We start from the raw sequence: 18,941 nt of genomic DNA, 5'->3' as shown, positions 1-18,941 counted from the left end.
TCTTGAGCGAGGGGCGCGACATGCAGGCAAGTGGCGTCTGGTCGTTGCAGCCGTTGGCCGACATGTCGGCCGCGGACTTCCGCGACTGGCAGGCACTGTTGGAAGACCGGACCGGTGTCGTCGTCAACGAACAACGCCGCGCCTTCCTGCAGACCAGCCTGGGCGCGCGAATGCGCGAACTGGGCATCGCCGACTACGGCACCTACTACCGACAGGTCACCGATGGCCCGCGCGGCGCCGTCGAGTGGTCGAACCTGCTGGACCGCCTCACCGTTCAGGAAACCCGTTTCTTTCGTCACAAGGCTTCATTCGAAGTGCTGGAAGGCTTCCTCCGCCAGCGCCTCGAACAGGTCGGCCCGAGCCGGCCGCTGGCCTTGTGGAGCGTCGGCTGTTCCAGTGGCGAGGAGCCCTATTCCCTCGCCATGGTGGCCGCCAAGGTACTCGAAGACGCAGGTCTGGCGCCGCTGTTCGGCGTGACCGGCACCGACATCAGCCTCAATGCCCTGAACCGGGCGCGCGAGGCGCGCTACGCGGCACGCAGGCTGGAGGACATCGACCCGGAACTGGCCACGCGCTACTTCAGCGCGCAGGATGACGGTCGATACGCAGTGATACCCGATCTCGCCGAGCGCGTCTGTTGCGCCCGGCTGAATGTGCTGGAACTGGCCAAGGCGCCAATGTCCGGCATGGACGTGATTTTTTGCCAGAACCTGCTGATCTATTTCCGCCGCTGGCGGCGGCGGGACATCCTCAATCGCCTGGCCGAGCGGCTGGCGCCTGGGGGACTGCTGGTGATCGGAGTGGGCGAGGTGGCCGATTGGCACCACCCGCTGCTCGAACCGGTCGCCGATGAGCGCGTTCTGGCCTTTACCCGGAAGGGATGACACAGACACATGAGTGGAGTGGCTATGGGTGATCGGCACGATTATGTCGCCCTGGAATGGGTAAAAGGCGAGATTGCCGAAACGCTCAAGCAGGCGCGGCAAGCCCTCGAATCCTACGTCGAGAATCCCCAGGACCCGACGCGGATGGGCTTTTGCCTGGCCTATATCCACCAGGTGCGTGGCACCCTGCAGATGGTGGAATTCTACGGCGCGGCCCTGCTCGCCGAGGAAATGGAGTACCTGACCCAGGCGCTGATCGACGGCAAGGTCTCCAGCCAGAGCGAAGCGCTGGAAGTGCTGATGCAAGCCATCCTGCAGTTGCCGGCGTACCTGGAACGCATCCAGAGCGCCCGCCGCGACCTGCCGCTGGTCGTGCTGCCGCTGCTCAACGACCTGCGCACCGCCCGCGGCGAAAAGCTGCTGTCGGAAACGAGCCTGTTCTCCCCCGACCTTTCCCAGTCCTCGCCGGTGCTGCCGGTGGACGCCCTGGCGCGCCTGCGCACCGCCGAACTGCCGGCGCTGCTGCGCAAGCTGCGGCAGATGCTGCAGGTCGCCCTGGTCGGCGTCATCCGCAACCAGGACCTGCCGACCAACCTGGGCTACCTGGCGCGCGTATTCGCCCGCCTCGAATCGCTGTGCAAGGACGCCCCGCTGGGCCGCCTGTGGGTGATCGCCTCGGCGATGATCGAAGGCCTGGCCAACGGCAGCATCGCCAACGGCACCTCGGTGCGTAACCTGCTGCGCCAGGTCGACCGCGAATTCAAGCGCCTGGTCGACCAGGGCGCCGACGCCATGAACCAGGCGGCGCCGGAAGAACTGATCAAAAACCTGCTGTTCTACGTCGCCAAGGCCTCCGACCAGTCGCCGCGCGTGCGTGCGGTGAAGGACGAGTACCGCCTCGATGACGCCCTGCCGGGTGCCGCCCTGGTGGACGAGGAACGTGCCCGTCTCGCCGGCCCTGACCGCGACGCCATGCGCTCGGTCGTTGGCGCGCTGTGCGAGGAACTGGTGCGGGTCAAGGACAGCCTCGACCTGTTCGTGCGCAGCGACCGCAGTGGCGTGAACGAACTGGGCAGCCTGCTGGCGCCGCTCAAACAGATCGCCGATACGCTTGCCGTACTGGGCTTCGGCCAGCCGCGCAAGGTCATCCTCGACCAGATCGAGGTGGTCAGCGCGCTCGCCCACGGCCAGCGCCAGCCCAACGACGCCACCCTGATGGATGTCGCCGGTGCGCTGCTGTATGTCGAAGCGACCCTGGCCGGCATGGTCGGCCCGAGCGAAGAGCCGGGCAGCGAAGAAAATGTCCTGCCGACCACCGACGTCGAGCAGATCCATCAGGTGGTGATCAAGGAAGCGCGCAATGGCCTGGAATTGGCCAAGGACGCGATCATCGAGTTCATCGCCTCGCAGTGGAACCACGAGCACCTGGCCCGCGTGCCGGAGCTGCTGACCCAGGTTCGCGGCGGACTGGCAATGATCTCCCAGGAACGTGCGGCGAAACTGCTGGAAAACTGCAACCGCTACATCCAGGAACAACTGCTGGTGCGCCAGGCCGTGCCGGACTGGCACAGCCTCGACACCCTGGCCGACGCCATCACCAGCGTCGAGTACTACCTCGAGCGTCTCTCGGAAGACCACAACACCCAGGGCGACATGATCCTCGACGTCGCCGAGGAGAGCCTGGACAGCCTGGGCTACTCGCTCAAGCCGCGCCCGTCGATCCTCGACGCCGAGCCGAGCGCCCACGTCCCTGCGCCCCTGGACAACCCGCTCGACGAGATCGACGTACTGGCCGCGCAGCCGCTGGCCGAGCCGAGCGAAGCGGTCCCGGTGGAAGACGTCCCTGAGTTGGCCGCGCCGGTGGAAATCGCCGACAGCTTCGAGCCCGCGAGCTTCGATGTCACCCCGACCGAGGAATCCGCGCTCGAACTGCCTGCCGAGCTTGCCCCGACAGAAGAGCTGGCTCCGGTGGACGAACCGGTCCTGGACCTTGCCGACCTCGATACGCCCCAACCTGTTGCGGACACTGAAGAGAGCTTCACCTTCGAATCGCTGGAGCCCGTTGTCGAGCCTGCCGCCGGGGAGCAACCCGCACTGCCGGCCGACTTCGACCTCCCGGCCGAGCTAGAAGCCCAGCCTGCTGGCGATGCCGAAGCGAGCTTCACCTTCGAACCCCTGGAGCTGGACTCCGGCCTGCCCGCTGCCGAGCCTAGCGCCGAACCGAGCGCCTGGACTCTCGACGAGGCCACGCCGCTGGCTGCCTCGGCTGAACTGCCCGGCGCGACCCTGGAGCCGGAAAGCCTCAGCTGGGATATCGAACTGGAGCCGGCCGCACCGATCACCGACACCACCCTGGCCGATGAAGGCTGGTCGCTGGACGACAGCCACAAGGCCGACAGCATCGAGTTCACTCTCGAAACGCTGGAAGAGGCGCCCGCGCAACCGCTGGCCGATGAGCTGAGCTGGAGCCTGGACGATGCCCTCCCGCTGGCCGAGACGCCGCGATTCGACGAGCCCGCGCAGGCAGAGCCGGTAACGACCGAACAATCCTGGGAATCGCTGGACCTGTCCGGCACCCCGAGCGAAGCTCCGGCCACTCCGGAACTGCTCGACGACTTCGCCAGCCTGCCGACGCTGGAGGCCACTCCGGCTCCGGTGGACGAGCTGACCTGGGACATGGAGTCGCTGACCCCGGCCGGCGACAAGCCCGCCGAGGAAGACTGGTTCAGCATCGACCTGAGCCAGCCGACTGCCGAGTCGCCCGCACCGTCGCTGGAGCTGGACGAAAGCTTCGCCAGCCTGGAAACGGTCGAACCCGCACCGCTGATAGCCCTGGACGACCTGAGCTTCGACGCCCAGCCTGCCACCGATGAGCCGTCCAGCGCCGAAACCTCGCTGGTCAGCGATGACAACTGGACCCTGGGTGAGCTGAGCGAACCGACCGCGCTGGACGCTGGCGTCGACTTCAGCCTCGACGCGCCACTTGAGCTGGAAGCGCTGGAACCGCTGGTTGAGCCCCAGGCGCCCGCCGTCCAGGCAGAAGCCTGGAGCGACGAGAACATTGCCGAGCTGGACCTGCCGGAAGTCGAGCTGCCCAGCCCGCCGGCCGAGCCCGAAGTCGTCGCCGAGGCACCGGCCAAGCCGCTGTCCCTGGCCGAAGTCATGGCCGCCCCGGTATCGGCGATCAACCCGCCGGCCCAGGACGTACCGCCCAGCCTGCTGCCGCCGCCCGCCGATGAAGAACCCATCGACGAAGAGCTGCGCGAAGTCTTCATCGAAGAAGCCGGCGAAGTGCTGGAAACCATCGGCGAGCACCTGCCGACCTGGCTGGCCAACACCGACGACCGCGACTCGCTGACCGAGATTCGCCGCGCCTTCCATACCCTCAAGGGCAGTGGCCGGATGGTCCGCGCGCTGGTGATCGGCGAGCTGGCCTGGTCCATCGAGAACTTGCTCAACCGCGTGCTCGACCGCAGCATTGCCGCCTCGCCAGCCGTGCTGCAGGTGGTCCAGGATGTGGTCGCGCTGATGCCCGAACTGGTCGAGGAATACGCCGCCAGCGCCCAGCGCCAGCGCGACGACGTCGACCGCCTGGCCGCTACCGCCCACGCCCTGGCCAAGGGGCAGCCGGTGCCGCCGCCCGGTGGCGGGCTGCCGGAGTCGGCGCCGCAGGTCGAGGACATCACCCCCGAGCTGGCAAAGGTCGAGGAGATCGCTGCCCAGGCTGCCAACGAAGGGCTCGACGAGAGCCTCGATCCGCAGTTGCTGGAGATCTTCCGCAACGAAGCCGAAGCCCACCTGGAGACCCTGGTTGGTTTCCTCGCCGATTGCGCGCAGCAGCTGCCGCAACCGGTGACCGACGACCTGCAACGCGCCCTGCACACCCTCAAGGGCAGCGCGCACATGGCCGGCATCCTGCCGATCGCCGAAATCGCCACGCCGCTGGAGCGGCTGGTGAAGGAATTCAAGACCAACCTGCTGCAGGTCGACCTGCGCGAGGCGGAGCTGCTGCACGCCGCCGAAGGCCTGTTCCGCGTTGGCCTCGACCAGCTCGTCGGAGGTCGCCCGCTGGCGCCCATCGAAGGCAGCCCGGAACTGCTGGCGCGCATCGCGCAGGTTCACCAGGAACGCCTGGAGGCTGCCGAGGCCAAGCGCCGTGGTGAAAGCGGCGAGGGCAGCGGCAACGATCCGCAATTGATCGGCATGTTCCTCGCCGAGGGCATGGACATCCTGCTCGACGCCGAGGACCTGCTGCGCCGCTGGCGCGAGCACCCGCAGGAGCGCCACGAACTGGGCGCCCTCTATGACGAGCTGGAAACCCTCAGCCGTGGTGCGCAGATGGCCGAGCTGCCACAGATGGCGGAACTCGCCGATGCGCTGCTGGCAGTCTATGGCGCCGTGCGCCAGGGTCGCCTGGAAACCGGCGACGCCTTCTTCTCCGCCGCCGAAACCGCCCACGAGGCGCTGATCGGCATGATGGACCAGGTGGCTGCGGCGCTGCAGGTCAGTGCCCGCCCGGAACAGGTCGAAGCGCTGCATCGCCTGCTGGATGCACCGGTGGCGGTCGTCCAGGACGAGCCGTCAGAAGAGGCCCCGGATGTCGAGTTCGTCGACCTGGAAAGCCTGACCGCCGAGGACTTCCCCGCCGAAGACGAGGAGTTCCTCCTCGACAGCCGCCCGGTGGACGACGACAACCTGCCCGACGGCCTGAGCTGGTCGCCGCGCAGCGATAACGACGGTGCCCCGCGTGGTGCCGCCGACGACGATGACGATGACGTCATCACCGCCGAAACCCCGCACGCCCATCCCGCGCCGCAGCAACCGCCGCGTGCGCTGGACGAGGAAATGGTGGCCATCTTCCTCGAAGAGGCGGTCGACATCCTCGACAACGCCGGCCAGGCGCTGGACCAATGGCTGGCCTCGCCCGAAGGCCTCGCTGCGCTTTCGACCCTGCAACGCGACCTGCACACCCTCAAGGGCGGCGCGCGCATGGCGGAAATCCGCGAGATCGGCGATCTGTCCCACGAACTCGAATCACTCTACGAAGGCCTGCTGGACCATCGCTTCCAGCACAGCCAGCCGTTGGGCGACCTGCTGCGCACCTGCCACGACCGCCTGGCGACCCAGCTAGATCAGTTGCAGGCCGGCCAGGCGCTGACCGACCCGGCCGACCTGGTGCAGACCATCCGCACCTTCCGCCAGAATCCGGCCGCTGGGCTGGACGCACCGCAGGCGCTGGCTGCGCAGCCGCAGCTGGACGCTGCGGCGGATGAGAGCGAGGCCGAGGGGCTACTGGAAACTACTGCCCCGAACGATGCCGATATCGAGCTGGAACTGCCCGCCGAGGCCGAGCCGTTGGCCGCTAGCGCCGAGGAGCTCCAAGCGACCGATCTCGAAAGCACCGAACTTGAGAGCATCGATCTCGAAGGCACTGAGCTTCAATCCGAAGCCGAGCCGGAATCGGCCGCTGCGCCCGAAGACATCGACCTGCAGGGCTTCCTCGAAGAGGCCGAAGCCGAGACCGCCGAGGAGCCGGCTGCCATCGAGCCTGTCACCGCTGCCGCGGCGCCTGCCCCCGAGGCGACAGGTGTGCAGGACAGCGAGTACGAGCTTGACCCGGACCGCGACCAGGAACTGGTGGAAATCTTCCTCGAGGAAGGCTTCGACATCCTCGAAAGCTCCTCCGGCGCACTGACGCGCTGGATGGCCAACCCCGACAACAGCGTCGAGCTGGAAGCGCTGCAACGCGACCTGCACACCCTCAAGGGCGGCGCGCGGATGGCCGAGATTCGCCCCATCGGCGACCTCGCCCACGAACTGGAATTCCTCTACGAGGGCCTCTGCGGCGGGCGCCTGCGCGCCAGCCCGACGCTCTTCGAATTGCTGCAGCGTTGCCACGACCGCCTCGCAGAGATGCTCGAGGCCGTCCAACAGCACCGCCGGGTGCCGGGAGGTGAATCGCTGATTGACGCGATCCACCGATTTCGTGCCAACCCCGAAGAACAGCTGAGCATCCCCAGCAGCGTCAGCCTGCACGCAATCAGCTCCCCGCACGCCGCGCCCGAAGGCCCGGAAGCCGACATCCTGGATATCTTCCTGGAAGAGGCCGATGACCTGCTCGAAGGCATGGAGCAGGCGCTGGGACGCTGGGACGCCGAGCGCGAGAACGGTGCGCTGGATGAGCTGCTGCGCATTCTGCATACCCTCAAGGGTGGTGCGCGCCTGGCCGGCCAGACCAGCCTCGGCGACCTGGCCCACGACCTCGAACAGCACCTGGGTGAAGCCCAGCAGCAGGGCGCGCCCTGGCCGGAAAGCCTGTTGCTGGACGTCCAGTCCGGCTTCGAAGGCCTGCAGGCCGAGGTCGACCAGTTGCGCCTGCACCTGGGTGAAGTCGAGAGCGCCGAAAGCCAGTTCGAGGAATCCATCGACGAAGAACCGGTTGCCGAACAGCCGGCCCCGGTGAACCTGCCGGTGCTGCCGGAAGCCATCATGGCCGCAGCCGTACCGCAGCGCCTCGATGCGCCGGTGGTGCTGCCCTTCGTTCGCCGTGCCCAGGAAGCCGCCCAGGAAGCCGCTGCGCGCCGTGCGCCGCAGGAACTGGTGAAGGTGCCCGCGCAACTGCTCGAAGGGCTGGTCAACCTCGCCGGTGAGACCTCCATCTTCCGCGGCCGCGTCGAGCAGCAGGTGAGCGACGTCGGTTCGACCCTGGGCGAGATGGACGCGACCATCGAGCGGGTCCGCGACCAGCTGCGGCGTCTGGATACCGAAACCCAGGCGCAGATCCTCTCGCGCCACCAGGCCGACGCCGAGCGCGCCGGCTACGAAGATTTCGACCCGCTGGAAATGGACCGCTACTCGCAGCTGCAACAGCTCTCCCGCGCGCTGTTCGAGTCCGCTTCCGACCTGTTCGACCTCAAGGAAACCCTGGCCGCGAAGAACCGCGACGCCGAGACCCTGCTGCTGCAACAGGCGCGGGTCAACACGGAGTTGCAGGAAGGCCTGATGCGCACCCGCATGGTGCCGTTCGACCGCCTGGTGCCGCGCCTGCGGCGGATCGTCCGCCAGGTGGCGAGCGAGCTGGGCAAGCAGGTCGAGTTCGTGGTCAGCAACGCCGAAGGCGAGATGGACCGCACCGTGCTCGAACGCATCGTCGCGCCGCTGGAGCATATGCTGCGCAACGCGGTCGACCACGGCATCGAGTCCGGCGAGGCGCGCCGCATCGCCGGCAAGCCGGAGCAGGGCACCATCCGCCTGACCCTGGGCCGCGAGGGTGGCGACATCCTCCTGACCCTCGCCGACGATGGCGCCGGCATCCGCCTGGAAGCGGTGCGCCGCAAGGCCATCGAGCGCGGCCTGATGACCGATGACAGCGAGCTGAACGACCACGAGGTGCTGCAGTTCATCCTCGAGGCCGGCTTCAGCACCGCCGAAAAGGTCACGCAGATCTCCGGCCGGGGCGTGGGCATGGACGTGGTGAACTCCGAGGTGAAACAGCTCGGCGGCTCCATGAGCATCCAGTCCAGCGTCGGCGAAGGGACGAAGTTCGACATCCGCCTGCCGTTCACCGTGTCGGTGAACCGCGCGCTGATGGTGCTTTCCGGCGAGGACCTCTACGCCCTGCCGCTGAACACCATCGAAGGTATCGTGCGGGTCTCCCCGTACGAGCTGGAGGCACTCTACGAACAGGCCGCCGCCGACGAGTCCGGCGCCGCGCCGAGCTTCGAATACGCCGGCCAGAGCTATGAACTGAAGTACCTCGGCGACCTGCTCAACAACGGCCAGCATCCCAAGCTGGTCGGCCAGTCGCTGCCGCTGCCGGTGATCCTGGTGCGCTCGGCGGACCACGCCGTGGCAGTGCAGGTGGACGCCCTGGCCGGCTCGCGCGAGATCGTGGTGAAGAGCCTCGGTGCGCAGTTCGCCGGCGTCAGCGGCATCTCCGGCGCGACCATCCTCGGTGACGGTCGCGTGGTGGTGATTCTCGACCTGCTGGCGACCATCCGCGTGCTCCACGCCCAGCTCATCCAGCACGCGCCGCGCCGCCAGCTGGCAGGCCCGAGCGTGGCGGAAATCGAGCACCAGCGCCCGACCCTGGTCATGGTGGTGGACGACTCGGTCACCGTGCGCAAGGTCACCAGCCGCCTGCTGGAACGCAACGGCATGAACGTGCTCACCGCCAAGGACGGGGTGGACGCCATCGCCCAGCTGCAGGACCACAAGCCCGACATCATGCTGCTGGACATCGAGATGCCGCGCATGGACGGCTTCGAGGTGGCCACCCTGGTGCGCCACGATGAACAGCTGAAGGACCTGCCGATCATCATGATTACCTCCCGTACCGGCGAGAAGCACCGCGACCGTGCCCTGGCCATCGGCGTCAACCAGTACCTGGGCAAGCCGTACCAGGAATCCGAGCTGCTGGAGAATATCCACAAGCTGGTGAAGGCCCATGTCTGAGCAGAGCACGCCGCGCATTGCGGTGATCGCCGATACTTCGCTGCAGCGCCACGTGCTGGCACAGGCGTTGGCCGGCCACGGTTACCAGGTGGTGCTCAACGCCGATCCGGCGCGCCTTGAGAGCGACCAGCTGGACGCCTGCGAGACCGACCTGTGGCTGGTGGACCTGGCGCAGCAGGAAGACTCGCCGCTGGTGGACAACCTGCTGGAACAGTCGCGCGTGCCCGTGCTGTTCGGCGAAGGCCACGCGCCGGAGCGGCATTCCGAACATTACCCGCGCTGGGAACGCCGGCTGGTGTCCAAGTTGCGCAAGCTGGTGGGCGACCCCAGCGCCGGCGTGGGCCGCAGCCTCGCGGCGCTGCTCGACGAAGCGCAGCGGCCCACCCGCGTGACGCTGCCCGATGACCTCGCCGCTTCGCCGCTCAAGGCTGGTGAACCCGCCGCGCAGGTCTGGCTGCTCGCCGCCTCGCTCGGCGGCCCGGCCGCGGTGAAGACCTTCCTCGATGCGCTGCCCGGCGGCCTGCCGGTGGGCTTCCTGTATGCCCAGCACATCGATGCCTCGTTCGAGGCGAATCTGCCCCAAGCCGTCGGCCGCCACAGCCAGTGGCACGTCAACAGCGTGCGTGATGGCGATCCGGTGCGTTGTGGCGAAGTAGTGGTGGTACCGATTTCCCGCGAGCTGGGCTTCGACGATTCGGCGCGCATGCACGTGCAGGACCGCAGCTGGCCGGAACCCTACAGCCCGTCCATCGACCAGATGATGCTCAATCTCGCGCAGCAATACGGTGAGCGCTGCGGCGTGATCGTGTTCAGCGGCATGTGCAGCGACGGCAGCGCCGCCGCGGCCTACGTGCGCCGCCAGGGCGCGCCGATCTGGACCCAGCGCGCCGACAGCTGCGCCTGCTCCAGCATGCCCGACAGCCTGCGCGAAGGCGGCTACAGCACCCTCTCCGGCGACCCGCGCGAACTCGCGGCGGCGCTGGTCAATCACCTCGCCGAGCAATGCGTCGGCGCAGTCACGCAGTGAGATAAGGCCCGATGAGTGATCTCCCCGTCGCCAATGCCGGCGTTGCCAATGCCGCCCCCAGCAGCCTGACCGGCCTGCTGGTGCCGCTGGCCGACCGCAACCTGCTGCTGCCCAACGTGGCCGTGGCCGAGCTGATCACCTACCGCGCCCCGCACCCGGTGGACGGCTTGCCGTCCTGGTACCTGGGCCAGGTGGCCTGGCGCGACCTGCGCCTGCCGCTGCTGTCCTTCGAGGCGGCCTCCGACGGCCAGGCCGAAGTCGGTTCCGGCGCGCGGGTGATCGTGGTCAACGCCCTGGGCGGCCGACCCAATGTGAAGTTCTTCGCGCTGCTGGTGCAGGGCATCCCGCGCTCGCTGAAGGTCGGCAGCGACCTCAAGCGCCTCGACGTGCCGCTGGCCCCGCTGGAGCTGGACGCCGTTGACCTGGGCGACGCCCAGGCGCGCATCCCCGACCTGGCCGCGCTGGAGCAGAAGCTGGCCGACTCCGGCCTGATCTGAGCCCACCATGAGCGGCGGCCTGCGCCTTGCCCAGCTGGGAGATCAACCCGGTTTCGAGGTCGCCGGCGCCACCCTTGGCGGCCATCGTTTCGAGCGCCACAGCCACGACGAATTCGTCATCAGCGCCAACCTGCGCGGCGAGGAAAGCGTCTGGCTGGATGGCCGCACCTTCGACGCCGGCCCCGGTTGCGTCACCTGCTACAACCCCGGCCAGATCCAGGGCGGCGGCGTTGCCGAAGGCCAGCCCTGGCAATTCGTCAGCCTCTATGTGGCCCCCGACCAGCTGGCGGCGATGCTCGGCCTGCAGCGCCTGGAGTTCGAACGCCCCACCGGGCGCCTGCCGGCCCTTGCCGGCATCATGGCCGATGCGGTGGCGCGTGCGCTGGGCGACGACACCTTCGTTCGCCAGCGCGGTGAGGAACGCCTGACGCTGCTGCTCGCCGAGATCGCCCGTGCCATGGGGGTGCGCCTGCCGCAACCTGCTGTCGAGAGCGGTGGGCGGATCGCGGACCTGCAGGGCTGGCTGGCGGCCGACCTGGCGCGGCAACCCAGCCTCGACGAGATGGCGACCTACCTCGGCCTGTCGCGTTTCCACCTGCTGCGCAGCTTCCAGAAGCAGGTGGGCCTGAGCCCCCGGCAGTGGGCAATGCAACTGCGCACTCGTCGGGCCCAGGCCTTGTTGCGCGCCGGCCTGCCGGCCACCGAGGTGGCCCACGAGCTGGGCTTTGCCGACCAGAGCCACCTGAACCGGCATTTTCGCGCGGCCTACGGTGTGTCGCCGGGCAGCTTCCAGCGCGCCCTGCGCTGAGCAATCCGGTTCAAGTGCGAGGGCCGGTGCCCAGGCAAACTTGCCTCAACGTCACCCTGTTCGAGAGCTGATCCATGACCCTGTTCTTCGCCGCGCTGCTGTTCGGCATTGTCTTCTGCCTGTCTCCCGGCGCCGTGCTTGCCGAAACCCTGCGCCGTGGCCTGAAGGGCGGCTTTCGCCCGGCGCTGCTGGTGCAGTTCGGCTCGTTGATCGGCGATGCGGTGTGGGCGCTGATCGGCCTGACCGGGCTGGCGCTGTTGTTCGGCCATGAAACCTTGCGCCTGCCGCTGACCCTGGCCAGCGCCGCGTACCTGGCCTGGCTGGGTGTACAGAGCCTGCGCGATGCACGCGAGGTCGGCGTGGTGGAAGAGGGCGATACCGGCGAGCACAACGCCGGGGCCTTCGCGTCCGGGGCCATGCTGTCGCTGTCCAACCCGAAGAACATCGTCTACTGGGGCGCCCTCGGCGGCGCCATGGCCGGATTGGTCGATGGCGTGCCGTCTCTGGCGGATTCGCTGGTGTTCTTCGCCGGATTCATGACTGCCTCGGTGCTCTGCTGCTTCCTCTGCGCCGGCCTGGTCGACTGGTTGCGGCGCAACGCCTCGCCACGCTGGCATCGGGTCAGTCATGCGCTTTGCGGTGTGGTGTTGCTGGTGCTGGCGGGGTTGGCGTTGCGCGGCGTCTGACGCCGCTTCGCTACCGGCTTTGGGAAGCGTCCGAATAGCTGGCCCTTGCCTAAATTGTTCCCATGCAGGTCCCCTTTCGGACAAGGACGCCTGCCATGCTCCAGTACCTGCTCGACCTCTACGAGGGGCTCAAGGACGTATACCGCAATCGCCGTGATCCGCCTGGTGCGATGCCGAAGCGTCCGGCCGAATCGCCACCATGGCCTTCGGCACCGAGCCCGGCGGGACCGACCCCGGCCAAGCCCCTTCCGGCGTCCGCCCGTCCGGTACCGAGTAACCTGCCCGCGCTGAAGCACTGGTCTCATCCCTTCCGTGACAAATCCGATCCGCTGACGCAACTGACCCATCTGTCCAAGGCCGGTGCCGGCTATTACCCGGTCGGCCGCAATGGCATGTGGCACGGCGGTGTGCACTTCGATCCGGGCACGGCTGGGGTCATCGATCAATCCTCCATCCGCTGCATCGCGGATGGCGAAGTGGTTGCCTACCGGATTCCAGCCACTAGTCCGAAAACCACCTATTTCCCGGCGCGCGGCGTCACGGTTGAAGCACCTTTCGCCTCCGCGTTCGTGCTGGTGCGTCATCGTCTGGCGGCGCCGGCCATAGCGGGGAGCACCGATACGCCGCCGCAACTGGTTTTCTACAGCCACTACATGCATCTGGATGACTGGACGAGTTACCGGGCTGACCCTTCCAGAACACTTCCGGCCTTCTGGCGCGCGGGTAGCTATCGGGTCAAGGCCGATACCACGGATCGCGGACCACTGGGTGCCGCGGTCCAGGGTGAAGCCAAGCTGAGCGGTAAAGTGTTGGCGACTCTCCCCCGCGGCACGTCTGTGCGGATTGCCTACTACGACCTGGCATTCTTCCGACTGGAAAGCGTGCAGGGAGCGGACGTTCCCGAGCTGGCCGAGCCTATCAGAACCGGCCGCGCCTTCATGCGGACCTGTGACGTCGAGCGCGTCGACGGAGGCGATCGCGTAACAAGCAACGCGCTGGGCCAGCAACAGTACGACGGGCTCAACATCCATGCTGCCGCCAAAGCGCAAAGCGACGTCCTGGCAATGCTGCCGCGCGGTGCCGAGATCGTCATCAGCGGCGAAGGCGACTATCGCAAGCTGGAAAGCGTCATTCCAGGCGGCCCGGACGACGCCGGGTTCGGTGCCGATGCCTATGAGACCCCGCATGGCTATGTGCGACTCTCCGCGCTGGAGCCGATCATCGCCCCCCAGCAATTGGACACCGTCGTTGTTCTCGATGTGCCCATCCCGATCAAGGCTGGCGAGTTGATTGGCCACATCGGCTCCTACCAGAGCCAAGGCACGACTTCGCCCATCCGCAAGCTGCACCTGGAAACCTTCACCGCCCAGAACCTGCCGGAGTTCTTTGAAGCCAGCCGCGCCTGGGCGCAGCGCCTGCCAGAACAGGAGCAGACCTGGCTGAAGCTGCCAAGGGGCACTCCGGTTATTGCCCCACGGGAGAACGGGCCGCCGGCGCTGGGCGAGAACGGCACGCCCTGTGGCAATGACCTGCTGGTACCCCGCAGCCTGCTCGATGGGCTACCCGCTGAAAACAAGCGCGTTGTGACCTCGGACGGAGCCCCGACCTACAACTGGTATCGGCTTGAAGGGCTGCTCAACGATGAGGACGGCAAGCCTCTGGATGGCTGGGTCTGCGAAAAGATAGGCGTCATGACCTGGGTAAGCCCCTGGCACTGGGAGGGCTACGACATCATCCACGACTATGGACCGATGGATCGTAGTCTGGCCTACCGCCTGAACATCGAAGGTCGGCTGGAGGAGGAAGACCAGGAGCGCTTCCGTCCGCGAATTGACGCCTGGGACCAGGGGCCGGTGCAAAGTCGTCTCTACGCCATCATCGACAACAACCGCGACGGCCAGCTCGGCACCGACGAAATCCGCGCCGCCCTGAGCATTCCTGCCCGCGCTCAATCCATTTCGCAACTGGTCATCCGATTCGAAAACGAATGGCACTACCGCCCACAAAAGCTGGATGACCTCGACGAGGTATTCGGCCATACCACCTCGACGCCCCATTTGAACTGGGTCGCCGAGAAGGGGCGAGTCAAACAGCTCTGTTGGTGGAGCGAGGTGGCGGGGAAAGTTGGGCTGCCGGAGGATGGGAAGGTTTACCACCTGCACCCGATAGGGCTGGTGGCGGCCTTCAAGAAGCCTCGGGAGAACACCTACCGGATTTATCAGGACGGCACGATAGAGCGGTATATGTCACCGGAGCAGAAGCCTGACTCTGCTCGGTATATCTATTTGGATAAAGAGGGTGTTGAGCATGACTTTGGGGTGTTTAAGGCGATAGAAGCCGATAAGTGGAAGAGAGAGGGAATGCGAGACGTTGGAAAGGTGCTTTTGATTGATATAAGCGATTTGGGGTCTAATTCGGCAAGGAAATTCGGGTTTAGGTTTGTTGATACACCGAGAAAATATATGAGTATGCCTGCTCTGGCTAGCTTGATAGGCGTTCTTATGGATGTTCGATTCAATGACGTTGTATGCACTGGGTTTAGCTTAAGGGATGGCTCTCCTGGAGATGAAAGTAAATCTCATATAAATGGCCAAAATGGAGATTTTCGGTTTCTACGGCTGGACCGGAGCGGAGGTAGTCTGCATCTTTCTGTTGAGCCAGAGGCTTTGGATGAGTTGCGGGAAATGGCTTTCATTGAGGCTCTCTACAAATTTGGATGGAAGCAAATGCTGGCGTGGGAGTATACGCTTAATGGTGTTAGGAAGCTTCTCCCAAGGACGGCCCATTATCCAGGTCATCACCATCATTTACATGTTGGTAGGTATCAGCCAATAATTAAGGATGTGAATGATGAAATATGATTGCACGATATTATTGATTTTTCTGGCTATGGTGCTTCTAGCTCCGAGTCAGGTGACGGCCTCTGAAAATGCGCATGGATCAGTAGGGCTGTGTGGAGAAAGTTTAGAAGCTCTGTCAGTCCCGTTTAAAGGTCCAGTAGGGATTAGCTCGTACAGATTGTTTAATGGTTATCCGCCCGTGGGCTCGAGAGAGACTCGGCTCGATAAGGTTCTGAAGAAGCTAAATTCAAACGTAAAAGTGGTAGATGTCTCATCTGCATGCTTTCAGAGAGAAATGCTGAGTTCAGCTGTGCTGTATGCGCAGGGAAGTCTTCGGAAGGTTTTGAATAGTGAGTTGCTCCCGATTCGAGTTCTCAAGCTGGACAAAGGGTATCTGATGCTATTTCTTTATCCTGGATATATAGAGCAGGATGAAACAGGAGAGGAATTGGCAGTCGGCATCGCAGAGTTTGAGCAAAGTGGTGAGTTGAAGCGTGTGATTGAGAGGGTTTCTTCATGGGCGGGGAATGAGGGTACGCTGCTTTTACGTGAATCTTGCTTATATATGGAGTCCATATCATTGGTTGATAGAAGGGCTTATCCCGATGAGGTGACTGAGCAAGGTCGCGTTATGAGCTATGAGTTGATGTTTGATATTTCAAAATCTATGAGGTATTTATTTTTTAATGAGGATGCTTCGCCGGGTGGATATGAGTGTCCTAGCGGTTCATATATCAAGTTGAATAAGAAATAGGAAATTCTGTATTTGGAAAGGTTTTATTGATCTTGAGATGTAGCGGGCGTCTGTGTAAGTAGTTCACGAAAAAGCTCGCTCCTGCGAAGAGTGGATGTTCTATTCAGGTCCTCGCTGGATAACTTTAACAACAATATTTGACGGTAAAGTAGTTGATTATTTAAGGCTTTCTAGTTAAAGGATGTTTGTGGGGTTATGAATTCAGCTAATTTACTCTTGGTGCTTTTTTTATTGGGCTCTTCTAATGTTTTTGCGGTTGATTGTCAAAAAAATATAACTGCACACTCCGATATGGTTGCATGCGCGCGCAATCATCTAGTGGAGAATGAGTCTTTAATAGGGAAATTGATTCGAGAGAAGGGAGGTAGCTATGAGATTTCGGAAGGGTACTATGATTCGCAGAGGAAAAGTATTCATGATAGATGCATGATTTACTCTGGTCTTGGCGGGCAACGATCAGAAATTCTTGAGGCTCAATGTGAGGTGGATGAAACTAAAAGGCTTTTTGATCTGATTGAGTCATATATACGAGATTCGGATGCTGATTAAGAAAATGGGTTGCTAGCATCAGGTCGCATCGATCCTTTGTGGTATCGATTCGCAACTATGCGCGACATCGGTACTCCCGGCTTCCCCTCATACTAGCTTTCCAGGAGAGGGTCGAGCCTAGGTTAAAACGTGACCTTAGAAATCCCCCCACAACTGCTGCGCCACGCTCAGCGCCACCACTGGCGCCGTCTCGGTCCGCAGCACGCGTGGCCCCAGTCGCGCGGCATGGAATCCAGCCGACTTCGCCTGCTCCACCTCCGCATCGCTCAACCCACCTTCGGGGCCGATCAGGAAGGCCAGGCTCGACGGCCGGTCATGGCTGGTCAGCGGCTCGGCCACCGGGTGCAGCACCAGCTTGAGCTGTGCTTCGCAGCTCTCCAGCCATTCGGCGAGGGTGACCGGTGCATTGAGCACCGGCAGCACCGAGCGGCCGCACTGCTCGCAGGCGCTGATCGCCACTTGGCGCCAGTGGGCCATGCGTTTGTCGGCGCGTTCGTCCTTCAGGCGTACTTCGCAGCGCTCGCTGACGATCGGGGTGATCTCGCTGGCGCCCAGTTCGGTGGCCTTCTGGATCGCCCAGTCCATGCGCTCGCCACGGGACAGGCCCTGGCCGAGGTGCACGCGTAGCGGCGACTCGGCCTGGCCGGCGAAGGCTTCGCGCAGCTCTACGCGGACGTTCTTCTTGCCCACTTCGATCAGCTCGCCCAGGTATTCCTGGCCGGAGCCGTCGAACAGCTGCACGGCATCGCCGGCGCTGTGGCGCAGCACGCGACCGATGTAATGGGCCTGGGCTTCGGGCAGCTCGTGCTGGCCGAGGGAGAGCGGGGCGTCGATGAAGAAGCGGGAGAGGCGCATGGCGATATCGGGCAGATAAAGGGGGAAGCGGCAAGCTTAAAGCTTTCGGCCTGCCGCTTGTAGCCGATCAGCCCGGATCGCGGTGATCGGGGAAGCGTTCGCTGACCGCCACGCTGACACTGTCGCGGGTGGCGATGTCGATGCCTTCGCTGGCGACCTCGGCAAGGAAGTCGATCTGCTCGGGGGTGATGATGTACGGCGGCAGGAAGTACACCACGCTGCCCAGCGGGCGCAGCAGCGCGCCGCGTTCCAGGCCGTGCTGGAAGACCTGCAGGCCGCGGCGCTCCTGCCAGGGATAGGCGGTTTTCGTCGCCTTGTCCTGGACCATCTCGATGGCGAGGATCATGCCGGTCTGGCGGATTTCCGAAACGTGCGGGTGGTCGGCCAGGTGCGCGGTGGCGCTGGCCATCTTCGCCGCCAGGGCCTTGTTGGCCTCGATGACGTTGTCCTGCTCGAAGATGTCCAGGGTCGCCAGGGCGGCGGCGCAGGCCAGCGGGTTGCCGGTATAGGTGTGCGAATGGAGGAAGGCGCGCAGGGTGCTGTAGTCGTCGTAGAACGCCTGGTAGACCTTGTCGGTGGTCAGCACCGCGCTCATTGCCAGGTAGCCGCCGGTCAGCGCCTTGGAGAGGACGAGGAAGTCCGGGGTGATGCCAGCCTGTTCGCAGGCGAACATGGTGCCGGTGCGGCCGAAGCCGACGGCGATCTCGTCGTGGATCAGGTGCACGCCGTAGCGGTCGCAGGCCTCGCGCAGCAGCTTGAGGTAGACCGGGTGGTACATGCGCATGCCGCCGGCACCCTGCACCAGCGGCTCGACGATCACCGCCGCGACTTCCTTGTGGTGTTGCTCCAGCGCCTGCTCCATCGCGGCAAACATCGTCCGCGAGTGCTCTTCCCAGCTCACGCCCTCGGGGCGCAGGTAGCAGTCGGGGGTCGGCACCTTGATGGTGTCCATCAGCAGCGACTTGTAGGTCTCGGTGAACAGCGCCACGTCGCCTACCGACATCGCCGCCACCGTTTCGCCGTGGTAGCTGTTGGTCAGGGTGATGAAGCGCTTTTTCTCCGGCTGGCCGAGGTTCTGCCAGTAGTGGTAGCTCATCTTCAGCGCCACTTCGATGCCGGCCGAGCCGCTGTCGGCATAGAACACCCGGGAGAAGCCGGCCGGCGCCAGGCGCAGCAGGCGCTCGGAGAGTTCGATGACGGGCTGGTGGCTGAAGCCGGCGAGGATCACGTGCTCCAGCTGGTCGACCTGGTCCTTGATGCGCTGGTTGATGCGCGGATTGGCGTGGCCGAAGACGTTGACCCACCAGGAGCTGACCGCATCGAGGTAGCGCTTGCCTTCGAAGTCCTCCAGCCAGATGCCCTCGCCGCGGCGGATCGGGATCACCGGCAGGCGCTCGTGATCTTTCATCTGGGTGCAGGGGTGCCACAGCACCTCGAGATCGCGCTGCATCCACTCGGCATTCAGGCCCATGGCCGGCTCCTTAAATTGATGGCTCTTCTGACGGTCGGCTCGCTCTGGTCGGCAAGCCTATTCAATGCTCCTGAGATGAACAAGGACACGTCCTACGACACATGTTGTAGGCAGCC

The 18,941-nt window shown here is 64.6% G+C and carries 11 protein-coding genes; 9 read left to right on the top strand and 2 right to left on the bottom strand.

What is annotated here, in order from left to right; all coding sequences use genetic code 11:
* Positions 1 to 20 precede the first annotated feature (20 nt).
* The 9 genes from A6723_RS27950 to A6723_RS32760 all read left to right on the top strand — a co-directional run bounded on the left by A6723_RS27950 (position 21) and on the right by A6723_RS32760 (position 16,499).
* Complete coding sequence (locus tag A6723_RS27950) at positions 21 to 884, top strand: CheR family methyltransferase (protein WP_054907835.1); 864 nt, start codon at positions 21 to 23, stop codon at positions 882 to 884.
* A 24-nt stretch (positions 885 to 908) separates the two neighbouring features.
* Positions 909 to 9,338: an Hpt domain-containing protein gene (locus A6723_RS27945; RefSeq protein WP_065348213.1), complete on the top strand. Its 8,430-nt coding sequence runs from the start codon at positions 909 to 911 to the stop codon at positions 9,336 to 9,338.
* Complete coding sequence (locus A6723_RS27940; RefSeq protein WP_054907836.1) at positions 9,331 to 10,365, top strand: chemotaxis protein CheB; 1,035 nt, start codon at positions 9,331 to 9,333, stop codon at positions 10,363 to 10,365. The genes A6723_RS27945 and A6723_RS27940 overlap by 8 nt, the downstream gene beginning before the upstream one ends.
* 11 nt (positions 10,366 to 10,376) lie before the next feature.
* On the top strand, positions 10,377 to 10,862 hold the full coding sequence (locus tag A6723_RS27935; RefSeq protein ID WP_054907837.1) for a chemotaxis protein CheW: 486 nt from the start codon (positions 10,377 to 10,379) through the stop codon (positions 10,860 to 10,862).
* Between the two features lie 7 nt (positions 10,863 to 10,869).
* Complete coding sequence (locus tag A6723_RS27930) at positions 10,870 to 11,670, top strand: AraC family transcriptional regulator (RefSeq protein ID WP_054907838.1); 801 nt, start codon at positions 10,870 to 10,872, stop codon at positions 11,668 to 11,670.
* Between the two features lie 74 nt (positions 11,671 to 11,744).
* The gene (locus tag A6723_RS27925; RefSeq protein WP_054907839.1) at positions 11,745 to 12,356 is read left to right on the top strand and encodes a LysE family translocator; all 612 of its coding nucleotides are present in this window, start codon (positions 11,745 to 11,747) and stop codon (positions 12,354 to 12,356) included.
* 95 nt (positions 12,357 to 12,451) lie between these two features.
* Entirely contained in the window at positions 12,452 to 15,217 is a 2,766-nt protein-coding gene (locus A6723_RS27920; protein ID WP_054907840.1) for a hypothetical protein, read from the top strand.
* Positions 15,204 to 15,950, top strand: a complete 747-nt coding sequence (locus A6723_RS31930; RefSeq protein WP_139093087.1) for a hypothetical protein — start codon at positions 15,204 to 15,206, stop codon at positions 15,948 to 15,950. The genes A6723_RS27920 and A6723_RS31930 overlap by 14 nt, the downstream gene beginning before the upstream one ends.
* A 195-nt stretch (positions 15,951 to 16,145) precedes the next feature.
* Complete coding sequence (locus A6723_RS32760; RefSeq protein ID WP_371914082.1) at positions 16,146 to 16,499, top strand: hypothetical protein; 354 nt, start codon at positions 16,146 to 16,148, stop codon at positions 16,497 to 16,499.
* Between the two features lie 135 nt (positions 16,500 to 16,634).
* On the opposite strand, the gene A6723_RS27915 is transcribed toward A6723_RS32760, so the two are convergent.
* Positions 16,635 to 17,354, bottom strand: coding sequence for a 16S rRNA (uracil(1498)-N(3))-methyltransferase (locus A6723_RS27915; protein ID WP_054907841.1), 720 nt, complete (start codon positions 17,352 to 17,354; stop codon positions 16,635 to 16,637).
* A 67-nt stretch (positions 17,355 to 17,421) separates the two neighbouring features.
* Positions 17,422 to 18,825 (bottom strand): adenosylmethionine--8-amino-7-oxononanoate transaminase, encoded by a 1,404-nt coding sequence (locus A6723_RS27910; protein WP_024766228.1) that lies wholly within the window; start codon positions 18,823 to 18,825, stop codon positions 17,422 to 17,424.
* Between the last annotated feature and the right edge of the window lie 116 nt (positions 18,826 to 18,941).

Origin of the sequence: Pseudomonas sp. AU11447 (assembly GCF_001672555.2) — a bacterium.
Lineage (GTDB): Bacteria > Pseudomonadota > Gammaproteobacteria > Pseudomonadales > Pseudomonadaceae > Pseudomonas > Pseudomonas nitroreducens.
The sequence above is the reverse complement of the archived record's forward strand: the minus strand, read 5'-3'. Positions and strand labels throughout refer to the sequence as shown.